This is a genomic window from Tumebacillus algifaecis (assembly GCF_002243515.1).
Taxonomy (GTDB): domain Bacteria; phylum Bacillota; class Bacilli; order Tumebacillales; family Tumebacillaceae; genus Tumebacillus_A; species Tumebacillus_A algifaecis.
Genome location: NZ_CP022657.1, coordinates 1,545,151 through 1,560,786, shown reverse-complemented (window position 1 = coordinate 1,560,786; position 15,636 = coordinate 1,545,151). Strand labels below are relative to the sequence as shown.

General features: G+C 54.6%; 13 protein-coding genes and 1 riboswitch. Of the genes, 4 read left to right on the top strand and 9 right to left on the bottom strand.

Annotated features, from left to right (window positions below; all coding sequences use genetic code 11):
* Positions 1–20: 20 nt before the first annotated feature.
* The gene (locus CIG75_RS20930; RefSeq protein WP_172844427.1) at positions 21–194 is read right to left on the bottom strand and encodes a hypothetical protein; all 174 of its coding nucleotides are present in this window, start codon (positions 192–194) and stop codon (positions 21–23) included.
* 147 nt (positions 195–341) lie between these two features.
* Between CIG75_RS20930 and CIG75_RS06840 the strand changes: the two genes are divergently transcribed.
* Positions 342–1,880, top strand: a complete 1,539-nt coding sequence (locus CIG75_RS06840; RefSeq protein ID WP_157729430.1) for an N-acetylmuramoyl-L-alanine amidase family protein — start codon at positions 342–344, stop codon at positions 1,878–1,880.
* A 48-nt stretch (positions 1,881–1,928) separates the two neighbouring features.
* On the opposite strand, the gene codY is transcribed toward CIG75_RS06840, so the two are convergent.
* Entirely contained in the window at positions 1,929–2,708 is a 780-nt protein-coding gene (gene codY, locus CIG75_RS06835) for a GTP-sensing pleiotropic transcriptional regulator CodY (RefSeq protein ID WP_094235965.1), read from the bottom strand.
* Positions 2,709–3,209: 501 nt separating this feature from the next.
* Between codY and CIG75_RS06830 the strand changes: the two genes are divergently transcribed.
* Positions 3,210–4,679, top strand: a complete 1,470-nt coding sequence (locus tag CIG75_RS06830; RefSeq protein ID WP_094235964.1) for a CPBP family intramembrane glutamic endopeptidase — start codon at positions 3,210–3,212, stop codon at positions 4,677–4,679.
* 22 nt (positions 4,680–4,701) lie between these two features.
* On the opposite strand, the gene selD is transcribed toward CIG75_RS06830, so the two are convergent.
* The 3 genes from selD to CIG75_RS06815 all read right to left on the bottom strand — a co-directional run bounded on the left by selD (position 4,702) and on the right by CIG75_RS06815 (position 8,081).
* Complete coding sequence (gene selD, locus CIG75_RS06825; RefSeq protein WP_094238361.1) at positions 4,702–5,757, bottom strand: selenide, water dikinase SelD; 1,056 nt, start codon at positions 5,755–5,757, stop codon at positions 4,702–4,704.
* 4 nt (positions 5,758–5,761) lie between these two features.
* Entirely contained in the window at positions 5,762–7,171 is a 1,410-nt protein-coding gene (selA, locus tag CIG75_RS06820; RefSeq protein ID WP_407701274.1) for an L-seryl-tRNA(Sec) selenium transferase, read from the bottom strand.
* A gap of 124 nt (positions 7,172–7,295) precedes the next feature.
* A complete protein-coding gene (locus tag CIG75_RS06815; RefSeq protein WP_094235963.1) occupies positions 7,296–8,081 on the bottom strand; it encodes a hypothetical protein in 786 nt (261 codons plus the stop codon).
* A gap of 120 nt (positions 8,082–8,201) precedes the next feature.
* Here CIG75_RS06815 and CIG75_RS06810 point away from each other — a divergent pair, with 120 nt between their 5' ends.
* The gene (locus CIG75_RS06810; protein ID WP_094235962.1) at positions 8,202–9,497 is read left to right on the top strand and encodes a glutamate-1-semialdehyde 2,1-aminomutase; all 1,296 of its coding nucleotides are present in this window, start codon (positions 8,202–8,204) and stop codon (positions 9,495–9,497) included.
* Between the two features lie 116 nt (positions 9,498–9,613).
* On the opposite strand, the gene trxA is transcribed toward CIG75_RS06810, so the two are convergent.
* The 4 genes from trxA to yunB form a co-directional block, all read right to left on the bottom strand.
* Complete coding sequence (trxA, locus tag CIG75_RS06805) at positions 9,614–9,943, bottom strand: thioredoxin (RefSeq protein WP_094235961.1); 330 nt, start codon at positions 9,941–9,943, stop codon at positions 9,614–9,616.
* Between the two features lie 28 nt (positions 9,944–9,971).
* Positions 9,972–10,199 (bottom strand): NifU family protein, encoded by a 228-nt coding sequence (locus tag CIG75_RS06800; protein WP_094235960.1) that lies wholly within the window; start codon positions 10,197–10,199, stop codon positions 9,972–9,974.
* A gap of 200 nt (positions 10,200–10,399) precedes the next feature.
* A complete protein-coding gene (locus CIG75_RS06795) occupies positions 10,400–11,047 on the bottom strand; it encodes an HD domain-containing protein (RefSeq protein ID WP_094235959.1) in 648 nt (215 codons plus the stop codon).
* Positions 11,048–11,114: 67 nt separating this feature from the next.
* Positions 11,115–11,852: a sporulation protein YunB gene (yunB, locus tag CIG75_RS06790; RefSeq protein ID WP_157729429.1), complete on the bottom strand. Its 738-nt coding sequence runs from the start codon at positions 11,850–11,852 to the stop codon at positions 11,115–11,117.
* Positions 11,853–11,963: 111 nt separating this feature from the next.
* A riboswitch (SAM riboswitch) is annotated at positions 11,964–12,063 on the top strand.
* Positions 12,064–12,153: 90 nt separating this feature from the next.
* On the opposite strand from yunB, the gene metH reads away from it, so the two are divergent.
* Positions 12,154–15,591 (top strand): methionine synthase, encoded by a 3,438-nt coding sequence (gene metH, locus CIG75_RS06785; RefSeq protein WP_094235957.1) that lies wholly within the window; start codon positions 12,154–12,156, stop codon positions 15,589–15,591.
* Positions 15,592–15,636 lie beyond the last annotated feature (45 nt).

The following is a 15,636-nucleotide window of genomic DNA, read 5'->3' as shown; positions in this document are numbered from 1 at the left end:
ATCCTCCCTAAGTGCGTCCACTATTTTTGCATCTTCGCGCGCATCTGCTGCACTTCGCGAGAGCTGAGCGAAAATTCGTTCGCCAATTCAACATCCTCCATGTACTGCGCCTTTTGCAAAAAATCGTGAAAATCGACGTTCATCAGTCGTTTGTTCGTGAAAGTCGCAACTTGCTGGTGGATCGTTTTACGCATGGATGATGCCCTCCTCGAATGTCGCATTTTGACAGTCTTTAGTCTTCCCTGACAGATTGGAATCTAACGGTGTCGAAGGGAAGGATTTTACAAAAATGGTCACGAAGAGAAAGAGCAAACAGGAGGAAAAAGGGGGTCAAGGAGGTCGTGAAAAAACGAAATCGGTTGATCGCGCTGGTGCTTTTGTTTAGTCTGATTTTTTCCTTGGCCGCCTTTGCAGAAGAAGGCCACTTTGTGAAGGTCACTGCATACGATGTCAACATTCGAAGCGGGCCCGATACGGAGACGACGGTGATCGGCACCGCCAATTTTGGCGACTCGTTCGAAGTGATCAGCACGATGAACGACTGGTATCAAGTCCGCGTCGGCAAAGATGCTTTCGGTTGGATTCACGCATCGCTGGTCAAAGCGGGGACGCGTTTCGCCGCTCCGAACCCGACGATTGAAGTTGTGGAAGCAAACGATGTGCAAGTCAATGTGCGGGGCGGCGCGTCTACGTCGTATGAGATCGTGACAACGATTCGTCCAGGTACGCGCTACCCCCTGTTGCAGCGCAGTGGCGATTGGATACAGATCCGCCTGCCCGATGAACGCACCGGCTGGGTGGCGAGTTGGCTGGTCACCACTTCGGAGAACAAGGCCAAATCGACAGCCAAGTCGGAGCAGATGCAGGCGACTGTGATCGCGGATGAGTTAAACGTGCGCCAAGAGCCTGCGCTGGGCGCCACTGTGCTCGGCACCTTGCAGCAAAATGAGCTCGTCGCCGTGCAAGAAGAACGAAAAGATGGGTGGACGGAGATCGAATATGACGGCAGGATCGGCTATGTTGCGTCCGAGTACATCCGACTGCCAGGACATTCCATTTTACAGGCCGAATCACGCCCTGTCGAAGCGGGATTGGCGCAAGTGATCGTCAAAGAACAAGTCAATCTGCGCACCGGGCCTGGAACCAATTTCCCAGTGCTGGTAAGCGGTCGTGCAGGCAGTCAATTTGCGGTGACAGCCAAATCGGGAGCTTGGTTGCAAGTGCAGATCGACAGCGAGAAAAAAGCGTGGGTCGCCAGTTGGCTGACCGAGGTGCAAGGCTCGCTTGACGGCGTGCCGGAAGTGCATGGATCGTTGGACAGCGGGTTGCGCGGCAAGACGGTCGTACTCGATGCCGGACATGGCGGGTTTGACGTGGGGGCGGTCGGACGGCAGAGCGGTGTGTTTGAAAAGGACCTCAATCTAGCGCTGGCCCGCACGTTGTACAACAAATTGCTCACCACCGGCGCTCGCGTCGTGATGACCCGCGACGACGACTCGTTTGTCAGTCTCGATGATCGCGTGCAAATCGCAGAGCGTGAGCAAGCCGACCTGTTTGTTTCGCTGCATTACAATACCCATGCCGATGCGAACATCTCGGGGTCGATGACTTTTTATTACAGCGAAAACGGCGCAGACCACCAACTGGCTCGGCAGGCACAACAGGAATTGGTCGCCTCGCTCGGACTGCCCGACCTTGGCGCACGCTTCGGTGACTACTACGTCTTGCGGGAAAATCGGGTGACTTCCATTTTGGTGGAAACCGCATTTTTGACCAATCAGCAGGATGAATGGTCAGCAAAAGAAGCGGGGCATCAGGAGTTGGCAGCCGAAGGATTATTTCGGGCGATCGTCAGCAATCTGCAGGAGCAAAGGGAATGATCGATACAAAAAAACGTCCTGCCTCCGATGAGGTCAGGACGTTCCGATTTACTTATTCATCGCTTCCAATTGTTCGAGGAAGAGCGGGTTGAGCACTTTGATGTACGTGCCTTTCATACCGAGCGAGCGGGACTCGATGACGCCTGCCGATTCCAGTTTGCGGATCGCATTGACGATAACCGAGCGGGTGATGCCGACGCGGTCTGCAATCTTGGACGCGACGAGGAGACCTTCGGAGCCTTCCAGCTCTCTGAAAATGTGCTGGATCGCTTCTTGTTCGGAGAACGACAGGGACTCCAGTGCCATCATGACCATCGCACGCTGGCGAGCCTTTTCGTGAATCTCTTCCTGTTCAGAGCGAATGATCTCCATGCCAACAACGGTCGCGCCATATTCGGAGAGGATCAGGTCTTCATCGGTGAACTGGTTGTTCAGACGAGCCAACACCAAGGTACCCAGACGCGAGCCGCCGCCGATGATCGGGACGATGGTGAGGTTCTTTTTCTTGAACACTTCGTTCTCCTCAGCGGAAAACACGTAGAACGCTTCTTTGTTCTCGATGTTCTTCTTCGTTTCGGAGATCTTGACCAGCGTCTCGTTGAAATTGCCCGGGAAACGCTGTTCGACAGTCATGATCTGGTTCCACTCAAGGGTCAGTTCATACTCGGCAAGACCGAAGCCGAGAATTTTACCCGTCTTGGACACGACGTAGACGTTCGAGTCAACCATGTCGCTGAGCAATTTGGCCAGCTCCATAAAATCGACGCCATTCGCTGCTGATTTCTGCAAAAGCCTGTTAAAACGCTGTATTTTTTCCAACAAAACCATGGGTTCACCTGCTATCTATTTTTCTTAGTCTCGCTAACACTTTGTGATTTTTATTGATTCTTAACTGTGCAACAACTATACAGTAGACGATGTTGTTCGCATTTTCAAGCGTACAATCGAAAAACTAGGAAATTATCATAGAACTGTAACAATTCATCCTCATCCATCAACATTGCCCATTTCGAGCAGGATCATACCTGTCACTCGCATCGTATATTAAAATTGGGCAAAGTAAACAAGAACAATTCTGATAATTTTAGAATCCTGTTCAAATATAACAAGGTTTGGAACTTTTTGCAATGAAGATTTTATAAAAAATCCCATGAAAAAAACGATGATTCGGTGATCATCGCTTTTTTAAAGGATGAGGAGAATCCTCATGGACTATGTAAGGTTCATAGCATCAAATATTATATTGACAAAACCTCGGAATGTCAACATTATTTTTCACATTTGTGCTACACTTGGGTAAATTGTGTGGAAGGAGGGAAGAACATACAGATGGTGCGAAGCCTACGGGGGTTGCTTTTTGTCGGGTTGATCGGAGTGGTGCTTTTGCTCACTGAGCTGTTCGTTGTGCGCGCGGTACAGCACACTCCCCTACCCGTTGTGGTCACACCGGAACAGGCGAAAGAGATCGCCGCGCAGTGGATCGGCACAAAGCCGATGATCGTGCGGCAAGAAGAGAATCAAACGGTGTCGCGCCACCTTCAAGAGCGCGGATTGAGCGACGCGTTTCGCAAGGAAGCGAGCGATCCCAACAAACCTTTGGTGATGTGGAAGGTAACCTCAGGCGAAACGGAAGTGCTGGTGAACCGACAAAATGGACAAGTCGAAGGTGTGCGCGGTGCGACTATAGCACTAGTAGAGGGCTCGCAAGCAGAACACATTGAGACGGTGCGCAAGGAACTAAGCATTCGATATGGTCTAGACCATTTAGCTGTTTCTTCTATTAAGAATGAGGGCCCAGATCATGTGTTGATCGAGTTTGAGAGCGGTTACCGCTATGCAGATCTTCGCGAAGTGATCCTCGCTGAGTTGGATCGTGAGCGCTGGGTCGCGTTCGCTCATCGCTTGGAAACCTCTGTTGCTAGCAGGTCTTGGGACCTAGCCACACGAGCAGATGAGGCGACTGTGTCAAATCGCTTTGATTGGCAAGCAGTGACACAGATCGGGGGTGGCTATCTGAATCTGCTTCTCGTGGCTTGCATTGTACTTGCTGGCATCTATGTGCTGTGGAAAAACGGACGTGCCGAGCGCCGACCGTACGGTGAAGCAATCGTTAGCGGATGTATCGCCCTCATCAAATGGCTACTAGCTCCCACTCTGGTCGGTCTGTTCCAGGCGCTGGCGATCGGAGCAATCGTCTTTTTCGCCCTTACACTCGCTTGGCAGGGGCGCTGGCCGTGGAAAGAGCGGTTACAGGAGAATGGGTGGTTGGAACAGCAAGTGGTGGCCGGATATGGGGTCTTTGGTTGTTTAGCAGGTGCCAGCACGCTGTTCTTGTGGGCCTCGGCGCCGCTAGGGGCTTGGGTGTCCGATCTGCAAGCGCAAGAAGCGATCGCGCTATTCTGGTGGCCCTTTTTGCTGCCCTTGCTCGCCCCGCTGAGCGCGGCTGTGTTTGAAGAACTGATCTATCGCAAGCTCAGCGCGATCTGGTTGCGCCGCTTGTTCAAATCGGGAGTGGCAACTGTGCTCATCTCCTCCCTGATCTGGTCGTTGGGACATCTGTTATACAACGTGTCCCCGTGGTATTTACGTGTGATCGAACTGAGCTTGTTGATCGGCCCACTTTTTTTCTTTCTGTATCGACAGTATGGGCTCGGTGCCGTTATGATCGGACATTTCTTGTACAATTCTCTGCTGGCCAGCATCGCGCTGGCTGGGGCGTTTGGGTCTTATATGAGCTTGATTTGGCTATTGTTGCCGCTCTTGCTGCTCGTGGTCAAAAAGAAGGGACTCCTCGTGTGAAGGAGTCCCCTTTTGCTGTTCGTTACGGACGAACGGTGAGTTGGCGCGGGTGATCGGCGACCACTTCGCCTATGATGGAGGCTGCCGCAATACCGCGCTCCTGTAGTTTTTGGAGGAGTTGCTCAGCCTCTTCTGCAGGCACGGCGAGCAGCAATCCGCCAGAGGTTACCGCGTCGCAGAGGATGATCTTCGTGGTTTCATCCACCCCTTCGCGGTAGTGCACATCGTCCTTGACCCAGTCGATGTTGCGCACCGTACCGCCTGGATACACCTTTTGCTCAACCAACTCACGGGTGTCGGGCAAAAGTGGCACCTGTGAGGCGTACAACACGATGCCCGCGTTGGCACCGCGTGCCATCTCGAGCGCATGACCAGCGAGTCCAAATCCGGTAACATCGGTGCAGCCGTGGACGGTGAACTCCTTTGCCGTCTCCGCTGCCACTTTGTTCAGCGCGGCCATCGTCGTTTCGACCAGCTTGATCAGTTCGGGCGACGCCTTCCCGCGCTTGATCGCCGTGGTTACGATGCCTACGCCGATCGGCTTGGTCAAGATCAGCTTGTCGCCCGGCTTGGCACCAGCATTGGTCCACACCTTGTCCGGGTGGACGGTTCCGGTTACCGCCATGCCAAATTTCGGGTCGGTATCGTCGATCGAGTGACCGCCAGCGATCACCGCACCCGCTTCGCGCACCTTGTCAGCGCCACCGCGCAGGATTTCGGCAAGGATTTTTTTGTCCAGCTTAGCGATCGGGAAACCGACGATGTTCAAGACCGTCAGCGGCGTCCCGCCCATCGCATACACGTCAGACAGCGCATTTGCTGCCGCAATCGCGCCAAACATATACGGGTCATCGACGACCGGTGTAAAATAGTCGACTGTCTGAACCAGCGCCGTATCGTCATTCAGCTTATAAACACCCGCATCGTCGGAGGTGTCGATTCCGACGATCAGATTTGCATTTGGAACATTTGGAGGGAGATGACGCAAAACTTGCGCCAGATCGGCCGGGCCGATTTTGCAGCCTCAGCCAGCTTTTTCGGTCAGCAAGGTCAGTCGCACCTGCTCGCTTGGCAGCACAGCATCACCCGAGCCTTGCGAAGGCGTCACGGACGCTTGCGACAACTTGGTCGATTTCTCGTGGGAAGATCGTTCGGACATCGAAATGGATCGCCTCCTTTCGCATAGTCGTCAGCACTGGAAGTGTAACCTGACGAAGCGCTTGCTCCAATCGATTGAGCGAAAACTGGCGGGAGCGCACCGTCACATGCCACGTGGGCAGTTCTTCTGTCGGCAGAGAGCCTCCACCTACCTGTGACAAGCCAGGTTCGACAGCCACTTCAGCCTGATCGCCAAACACAGCCGCTAGACCTGCCCGCAGACGTTCCGCCTCTGGACTCATCGACTCCTCGGTGCGCAGCATCATCCACAAGGTCGGAATGTCGCGCTTGGCCCGATCTTCATCGAGGTACAGGCGTAACGTCGCTTCCAGAGCGGCTAGCGTTAACTTGTCCACGCGTAGAGCGCGGGTCAATTGGTTTTTCTTGATTCGTTTTATGTATTCCTGCTTGCCGACAATAATTCCGGCCTGTGTCGCACCGAGCAGTTTATCCCCGGAAAAAGAGCAGACGTCCACGCCCGCTCGCACCGTTTCGCGCACAGTCGGTTCGTCGCCGATGCCGTGGGCCCGCAGGTCGAACAGCGTGCCGGAGCCCAAGTCTTCATAGACCGGAACATTGCGCGCGTGAGCCAGCGCCACCAAATCGGACAGCTCCGGTTGATGGGTGAAACCGACCAGTCGGAAGTTACTAGTGTGCACGCGCAAGATCAGCGCGGTATCGTCGTCGATCGCCCGCTCGTAATCATACTCGTGCGTCTTGTTGGTGGTACCGACTTCGACAAGGTGGGCACCGCTTGCTTTCATCACTTCCGAAACGCGGAAGGAACCGCCGATTTCGACCATTTGCCCGCGCGAGATGATCACGCTTTTTCCTTTGGCGAGTTCGGTCAGCACAAGCAGGACGGCCGCTGCGTTGTTGTTGACGACAAGCGCCGCTTCCGCACCTGTTAGCTCACAGATCAGTTGTTCCACATGTTCATAGCGGGAGCCACGTTCGCCAGTTTGCAGATTCAACTCCACATTGTTATACCCTCTTGCGGTGCGTTCAATCGCGGCCACCGCAACTTCGGCCAGCGGTGCTCGTCCCAAATTGGTGTGCAGGACCACTCCGGTTGCGTTGACCACCGCCCGATAGTTCATTTCAAACTGCCGTTGCACACGTTCTGCCACCCGATCAGCCAGCAGGTCCAGATCGGTCTCAACAACCGTCTCCCCTTGCAAAATTCGGGCGCGCACTTCGCCGATCACCTCACCTGCCGCCGCAGACAATAGCTTTTGTCCGTGCGTTGCGGCCAGTTGACGGCAGTGCGGATGGTCGAGCAGCCGATGCACGGCGGGCAAGCCGCGCAGAAGCTCCGTGCCTCGCTTTTCCAAACCGATCACATCCTCTTCTTGCGTTTCACTATCTTACCATTCTAGCTGATTTTCAAAAGTTTTAAAACGCAAGAACTGCCGCCCGCTTATGCGGACGGCAGTTGCTATGGGTTGCGAACGACAATTACTCGTCTTCGCCCTGTTCATCTTGATCCTGTTGCCCGCCTTTGTCTTTCCCTTTGCCTTTCTGCTCCTTTTCTTTTTCTTTCGCTTTCTTCTCTTTCTCCTTCTGTTCTTTGTCCCAGCCGTAGTGGTTGCCATTGTCATGACGTCCCTCCGCTTTCGGGCTCTTGCCCTTCGACGGTTTGGTCTCGATCTTGCGACCATCTTTCAAATCGATCTCAAGACCCATCAGCGCACCAGCCAGCGTCGTGTCGAGCTTGACGTCCTCCCCGCGGAGCAGCGTGGTCATCGAATCTTGCAGGCCGAGATTTTCCAACAGCTGATTCAGCACTTGCAGTGCCTGCTCACCTTCGATTTTGATTTCGCGATCCCCTATTTTTCCGGTCAGCTTTCGTTTGCCGTCCTCCGCTTTGAAGTCCAGTTTGACCTCGCCCAAGGTGGTCTGCGTCTTCAACTTCAGCTTGGACACGTTCTGAAGCGAAAAGGGCGCTGCTGCCACAACCGGAGTGGCTGGTGGTGTAGCGGTGGTGGTTGCGACGGAAGCGGGCGGCGTATAGACGGTGAATGGGTTGATCGACTCCAGATCAACGCTCGAAGCCGGAGCCGGAGCGGGTTGGGCCGACTGAAGCGCTGCCAGTTCCGCTTCGCTCAACGCCTCCGAACTGACGAGCGTGCCGGTGATTCCGTTGTCCTCATTGGACGCCGCTGCATTCGTAAACACATAGACCGACCCGGCGACGAGAATCGGGGCGGTGATCCAGATGATTTTGTTCCACTTTGCTTTCAACTTTGTTTCCTCCGTTCTACTCCATTGTTTGGTACATCTTTCGGAGGCTGTAAAATAGGAATGTCGGTCGTTCGATTTTTTGGTACGATAAGGACTGGACAAGAAAGGTGGAGAAACATCATGGCAAAACTCAACCATTCCAACTCGGAACGATATTATGAAGAAGCACAACAAGCGATCGTCGGCGGCGTCAACTCTCCTTCCCGCTCGTTCAAAGCGGTCGGCGGCGGTGCCCCTGTCTTCATGGAAAAAGGGGAAGGTGCTTATCTGTATGATGTGGACGGCAACCGATACATAGACTATCTCGCAGCGTATGGTCCGCTGATCCACGGCCACGGCAACAAGCATGTGGCCGAAGCGATTTCGCGCGCCGCCCACACGGGCGTGCTGTACGGGACACCGACGACGCTGGAGATCGATTTGGCGAAAATGCTGAAAGAAGCGATTCCTTCCATGGAAAAAGTCCGCTTCGTCAACTCCGGCACCGAAGCGGTGATGACCTGTATCCGCGTAGCTCGAGCCTACACAGGGCGCACCAAGATCATGAAATTTGCAGGTTGCTACCACGGCCACTCCGACCTCGTGCTGGTCGCAGCTGGCTCCGGCCCTTCGACGCTCGGCATTCCCGATTCGGCAGGGATTCCGCAGTCGATCGCAGAGGACGTGATCACCGTACCGTTTAACGATCTCAAAGCATATGAAGCAGCGCTGGAAAAATGGGGCGATCAGGTGGCCGCTGTGCTGGTCGAGCCGATCGTCGGCAATTTTGGCATCGTGGCGCCAGAGTCCGGTTTTCTGCAAGGCGTTAACGAATTGACACATCAACATGGCGCGCTGGTGATCTATGACGAAGTGATCACAGCGTTCCGCTTCATGTATGGTGGTGCACAAAATTTGCTCGGCGTGACGCCCGACATGACGGCGCTTGGCAAGATCATCGGCGGCGGTCTGCCGATCGGTGCGTACGGTGGCCGCGTAGACATCATGGAGCAGGTCGCTCCTTTAGGACCTGCCTATCAGGCTGGCACGATGGCGGGCAACCCCGCGTCGATCGCGGCAGGGATCGCCTGTTTGGAAGAATTGCAAAAACCAGGCACGTATGACCGCATGAGCGACCTCGGTCGTCTGCTGGCAAGCGGTTTGATGCAGTCGGCGCGCAAATATGGGCACAAAGTCACAGTCAACCGCGTTGGCGGAGCGTTTGCGATGTACTTTACCGACCAAGAAGTGAAAAACTATGACGATGCGAAACAGGCAGACGGTGAAAAATTTGCCCGCTTCTTCCACCTTTTATTGGAAGAAGGTATCCTGCTTGCACCTTCAAAATACGAGGCTTGGTTCATCTCCACAGCCCACACACCAGAAGACATCGCCTCCACCTTGCTCGGAGCTGATCGCGCTTTCTCCAAACTCTAAGCACCAATCACACAAAAACACCGCTGCCACGAGGCAACGGTGTTTTCTTTTGCGCATTTTCGCGCAGATCACACCAAAAAAGCACCGTTTGCACGGTGCCTTGTTGGATGTCCCACTTAAATTACAGATTCCAGCTCGTTAAGCAGGTCGTTTTTGGACTTGTAGCCCACGATCGTCTTCACGACTTCGCCGCCTTTGAAGACGAGCATCGTCGGGATGGACATAACGCCAAATTGTTGGGTGGTCGCTTGGTTTTCGTCGATGTTCAGCTTACCGATCGACAGCTTGCCAGCTGTTTCTGTTGATACATCTTCAAGTACCGGAGCGAGCATGCGGCACGGGCCGCACCAAGTTGCCCAGAAATCAACCAAGATCGGAGTCTCCGAGTTCTTGATCGTTTCTGCAAAATTCGCATCGGTGATGGTCAAGATTGCGTCAGATGCCATGGTTCATACCTCCGTACAGTAAAAAGATTTAGACTGCGACTACTTCTGTGATTTCCGGTACAGTTGCGCGGATCGTACGCTCGATTCCCATTTTCAGGGTCATCGTGGACATCGGGCAACCGCCGCAAGCGCCGGTCATACGAATTTTTGCGATCCCATCAGCAACTTCTACCAATTCTGCGTCGCCGCCGTCTGCTTGCAGACCCGGGCGGACTTTGTCAAGCGCTTCTTGAACGCGTGCGCGAAGATCTTCCATTTTGAGTAGCCTCCATTTCGTTCTTCCAAATGAGATAACTGCGCATACACAACTAGTATAGGCGGAAGAATTCCGACTCATGCGATGTGATGCGCCGCATCTTGTATTTATTTTACACTTAGTATAGGCATCGTGGAAAGCGAAGTATGTGACCTATGTTACATCTCTACTTTCATTCTATTCGCAGCGCGCATTTTTGCTCACCGCTGCCCCTCCCATTCCGCGTAAAACTGTTCCAAAAACGCTTCCATCACCCGATGCCGCCCCTCGGCCATCTGACGACCATAAGCGGTGTTCATCAACTCTTTTAACTTTAGCAGCTTTTCATAGAAATGGTTGATCGCGGTAGACTTGCCTTGGCGATATTCCTGCGCCGTCATGTCGGTGCGCGGCTTGAGCTGCGGATCATGGGGCAACTGCCCTTTTGCCCCCGAATAGGCAAACGTGCGGGCGATTCCGACCGCACCCAGCGCATCGAGGCGGTCCGCATCCTGCACCACCGCCCCTTCCAGCGTCCGCATGCCCGGCTTGTTCCCACCTTTAAAAGACATCGTCGAGATGATCTCCATCACATGATCTACCTCTTCTACTGCCACGTCCTGCGCTTCCAGCCAACCGCGCACCTTGGCGAGCCCGGCCGCCTCGCTCTCGTTAAGCTTCTCATCGGCCAGATCATGCAACAGCGCAGCCAGTTCGACGATGAAGAGGTCTGCTCCTTCTACCTGCCCGATCTTCTTCGCTGTCTGCCAGACGCGAAAGATGTGCCAGTAGTCATGACCGGAGCTGTCCGAGCCCAATTCCTGTTGTACAAATTGTTCCGCTGCTGCGATTATTGCTTCCCTGTCCATCGCGATGTCCTCCTGCCTCGATCATACTGACACTATCGTACCATCTTTTCCCGCGCCGTACACGTTGCTATTCCTCCTCGTCGTCATCATTCAGCTTGGGCAGTTGAATGGAAGGCATCGGCATCCCTTGGCTGGAGGTCGTCTGGCCGATCGTTTCCCCTTTCGCATTGAAAACCATCTGCGGTACCTCGCCCACCAGAAACACGTAGGCGATCGGCACTTTCGTCCGCACGTCGGATGGCGTGGTTGAGAACGGAATGATGACAGACGTATGCACATTGATATCCAGATACAAGATGTGCACCGTCTGATTGATTCCCTGATCCCGCGTCTCCCAGCCGATTTCGGATTTGATCGTTCCGACTGGCTTGATCGTCACCGGAATATCAGGTCCGAACTGAGATAGAAAGGCGGAGCCAAACGCCTGCCCAGCCGGAATGTACAACTTTTTCTCCTGTAGGCTGTGCAGGACCGTCTGAATGCTTTTGGTCACATCGTTTTGAATGCGCGACGCCTCAATCATGTTAAAATACCCAGCGGTCACCTTGCCGCCAGCATTCGTTTTCAAATCGACCAATTTGTTGTAGTTCGTCTCCTCCGAAATCCGCTCCGCAATCGAGTTGTTGATCGCCTCCGTCGCGATATGCCGCGAGTTCTCCTCCGCGATTTTAACAAAAGTGGGGTGCAGATTGTGCTCCACAAAGTAGATCGACTGCACGATCGAAAACACGAACATGACGAGCAGGGCAAAGAAAATAAAGCGCCAGTTGACTCGCTTCTTCGCGCCGCGAATCTTCATCGCCATTCCGCTTCCTCCTTTCCCTGTACTCATCTCTATGCGGACGAACATAAAACAATCCATTGACACATACGTTTCAAAGGTGATAGTATCAGTCCAACAACAAAATGACTTGAACTCTTATCCAGAGAGGCGGAGGGAACTGGCCCTGCGAAGCCTCGGCAACCGTGTTACAGGTGCTAATTCCAGCAAAGCTATGCGCTTTGGCAGATAAGAGAGGACACGTATGCAAATGGAACGCTACCCTCTTCTTGGAATGCCCGAGAAGAGGTTTTTTTGTATGTAAAGCAAAGGAGGCAGCTTTCCTATGAGCCAGAGCCGAGTACCGATTCAAACCCAACTCACCCGCAAAATCCTCATCCTCGACGGAGCGATGGGTACGATGCTGCAACAGGAAAACCTGACCCCAGACGATTTTGGCGGTGAGGATCTAGACGGTTGTAATGAAAATCTCGTCCTGACCCGCCCCGATGTGATTCAGAAAATTCATGAAGCATATCTGGAAGCAGGCGCCGACATCATTGAAACGAACACATTTGGTGCGACCTCACTCGTCCTCGCCGAATACGACCTTCAAGACAAGACCGAACTGATCAACAGCGAAGCGGTGCGCCTCGCCCGCGCAGCTGTAGATAAGTTCTCAACTCCGGAGTGGCCGCGCTATGTGGCCGGTGCGATCGGACCGACCACCAAGGCGCTGTCTGTCACGGGCGGCATCACGTTTGACGAACTGGTCGAAACGTATGCGGTTCAGGCCCGCGCGCTGGTTCAAGCGGGTGCTGACGTGTTGCTGTTAGAAACCATCCAAGACACGCTGAACGTAAAAGCTGCCAGCATTGGCCTCGGCCTTGCGTTTCAAGAGTTGCAACAAGAGCTTCCGGTGATGATCTCCGGCACGATTGAACCGATGGGCACGACGCTTGCCGGACAGAACATCGAATCGTTCTATATCTCGCTTGAGCATGTAAAACCGATATCCATCGGACTGAACTGCGCCACCGGACCTGAGTTCATGCGCGACCACCTGCGCTCGCTGTCCGACCTGGCCCAGTGCGCCGTCTCCTGCTACCCGAACGCCGGGCTTCCCGACGAAAACGGCCACTACCACGAATCGCCGATTGGGCTTGCCAAAAAGCTGCGCGGCTTCGCAGAACAAGGCTGGCTCAACGTGGCAGGCGGCTGCTGCGGCACGACGCCTGACCATATCCGCGCGATTCACGAAGCGCTACAAGACCTCCCGCCTCGGGTCAGCAATCCGCATCACGCTCCGGCCGTCTCCGGCATCGAAGCGCTGTTCATCGAACCGGACAACCGCCCGCTGATCGTCGGTGAGCGCACCAACGTGCTCGGTTCGCGCAAATTTCGCAACTTGATCGTCGAAGGCAAATATGAGGAAGCTTCTGAAGTCGCTCGCGCCCAAGTCAAAAAGGGTGCGCATGTGATCGACGTCTGCCTGCAAGACCCCGACCGCGATGAGCACCAAGATATGAGCGCGTTCCTTAACTTCGTGACCAAAAAAGTGAAAACGCCGCTGATGATCGACTCGACCGACCCGACCGTTTTTGACCTCGCCCTGAAATACTCGCAAGGCAAAGCGATCTTAAACTCGATCAACCTCGAAGATGGCGAAGCAAAATTTGCGGAAGTTGTGCCGCTGATCAAAAAATACGGCGCCGCCGTGGTGGTGGGCACCATCGATGAGCAGGGCATGGCGGTTACCCGCGAACGCAAATTGGAAGTGGCCAAACGCTCCTACGACCTGCTCGTCGGCAAGTACGGTCTGAACCCGCAAGACCTGATCTTCGACCCGCTCGTCTTCCCGTGCGGCACCGGCGATGAGCAGTACATCGGTTCCGCAAAAGAGACGATCGAAGGCATCCGTCTGATCAAAGCAGCGCTGCCGGAGTGCCAGACGATCCTTGGCGTCTCCAACGTTTCCTTCGGACTTCCGGCCGCAGGGCGCGAAGTGTTGAACGCCGTCTTTCTCTACCACTGCACCAAAGCAGGGCTGGACTATGCGATCGTCAACTCCGAAAAACTGGAGCGCTATGCCTCGATCCCAGAAGAGGAGCGCACGCTGTCCGAAGACCTGCTCTTCCACATCACCGATGAAAAATTGGCGCAGTTCACCGCGTTTTATCGGGAGAAAAAAGTGACGCAGACGGTCGCCGTCTCCAACATGACGCTGGAAGAGCGCCTCGGCAACTACGTGGTAGAGGGCAGCAAGGAAGGATTGATCGCCGACCTCGAAGAAGCGCTTCAAAACTACCCGCCACTGGAAATTATCAACGGACCGCTGATGGCAGGGATGGAAGAGGTCGGGCGGCTGTTCAACCAAAACGAACTGATCGTCGCGGAAGTGCTACAGAGCGCTGAAGTGATGAAAGCGGCCGTCGCCTTCCTCGAACCGTACATGGAAAAACAGGATGGATCACACAAAGGCAAAATCTTGCTCGCCACCGTCAAAGGCGACGTGCATGACATCGGTAAAAACCTCGTGGAAATCATCCTCTCCAACAACGGATTTCATGTGGTCAACCTCGGGATCAAAGTTCCACCAGATCAATTGATCCAAGCGGCTCGCCTCGAACAGCCCGATGCGATCGGCCTCTCCGGTCTGCTCGTCAAATCGGCGCAGCAGATGGTGATCACCGCACAAGATTTGCGTGCAGCAGGCATCGATGTGCCCCTGCTCGTCGGCGGTGCCGCCCTGACCCGCAAGTTTACGTCAAACCGCATCGCGCCGGAATACAAAGGGCTGGTGCTCTTTGCCAAAGATGCGATGGACGGCCTCGACATCGCCAACCGTCTTTGTAAGCCGGAAGAGCGCGAACGACTCGCCCAAAAACAACGCGAAGCTGCGCTCTCACAAACGCTGGAAACGGTAGAGCAAGCGGCTGTCACCGCGCCGAGCGAGTCGGTGCGCTCTTCGATCACCCATCACCACCCGATCATCCCAGCTCCCGACTTTGAGCGTCACGTGTTGCGCGATTATCCGATCTCCCACCTTCAACCGTACCTCAACCTGCGGATGCTGCTCGGCAAGCACCTCGGTTTGAAAGGAAACGTCGAGCAACTGCTCAAAGACGGCGACCCGAAAGCGACCGAACTGCACACCGTCGTGGAAGAACTGCTCGAACTGGCCAAAACGACAGGTATCATCCGTCCACAGGGCATGTACCGCTACTTCCCAGCGCAATCGGCAGGCGATGAAATTCGCATCTACGACCCGCAGGACACCTCCAAGGTGTTGGAGTCGTTCCGTTTTCCGCGCCAGCCGCAAGCGCCACACCTCTGTTTGAGCGATTTCTTGCGCCCCGTAGAAAGTGGCGAAATGGATCAGGTCGGTTTTCTCGTCGTCACCGCCGGACAAGGTATCCATGAGCTGTCTACGAAGTGGAAACATGAGGGCCACTACTTGCGTTCCCACTCTCTGCAAGCGTTGGCGTTGGAGCTAGCGGAAGCGTTCGCAGAACGCGTGCACCACATCATGCGCGATGCGTGGGGCATCCCCGATCCGCCGGAGATGACGATGAACGAGCGCTTCGGTGCCCGCTATCAAGGCATTCGCGTCTCTTTTGGCTATCCGGCGTGCCCAAGTCTCGACGATCAAGCGCAGCTGTTCCGCTTGCTAAAACCGCAAGACATCGGAGTCGAGCTCACCGAAGGGTTCATGATGGACCCGGAAGCGTCCGTCTCGGCGATGGTCTTCTCCCATCCACAAGCCCGGTATTTTAACGTTTAACGCAAAAAGAGGCGCCTGCCAAGTGCAGGTGCCTCTTTTTCATCC

Bases quoted from the DNA above. Each gene is read 5' to 3' on its own strand.
- CIG75_RS20930 (WP_172844427.1), bottom strand. From the start codon at position 194: ATGCGTAAAACGATCCACCAGCAAGTTGCGACTTTCACGAACAAACGA.
- codY (WP_094235965.1), bottom strand. From the start codon at position 2,708: ATGGTTTTGTTGGAAAAAATACAGCGTTTTAACAGGCTTTTGCAGAAA.
- CIG75_RS06830 (WP_094235964.1), top strand. From the start codon at position 3,210: ATGGTGCGAAGCCTACGGGGGTTGCTTTTTGTCGGGTTGATCGGAGTG.
- CIG75_RS06810 (WP_094235962.1), top strand. From the start codon at position 8,202: ATGGCAAAACTCAACCATTCCAACTCGGAACGATATTATGAAGAAGCA.
- trxA (WP_094235961.1), bottom strand. From the start codon at position 9,943: ATGGCATCTGACGCAATCTTGACCATCACCGATGCGAATTTTGCAGAA.
- CIG75_RS06800 (WP_094235960.1), bottom strand. From the start codon at position 10,199: ATGGAAGATCTTCGCGCACGCGTTCAAGAAGCGCTTGACAAAGTCCGC.
- CIG75_RS06795 (WP_094235959.1), bottom strand. From the start codon at position 11,047: ATGGACAGGGAAGCAATAATCGCAGCAGCGGAACAATTTGTACAACAG.
- yunB (WP_157729429.1), bottom strand. From the start codon at position 11,852: ATGGCGATGAAGATTCGCGGCGCGAAGAAGCGAGTCAACTGGCGCTTT.
- metH (WP_094235957.1), top strand. From the start codon at position 12,154: ATGAGCCAGAGCCGAGTACCGATTCAAACCCAACTCACCCGCAAAATC.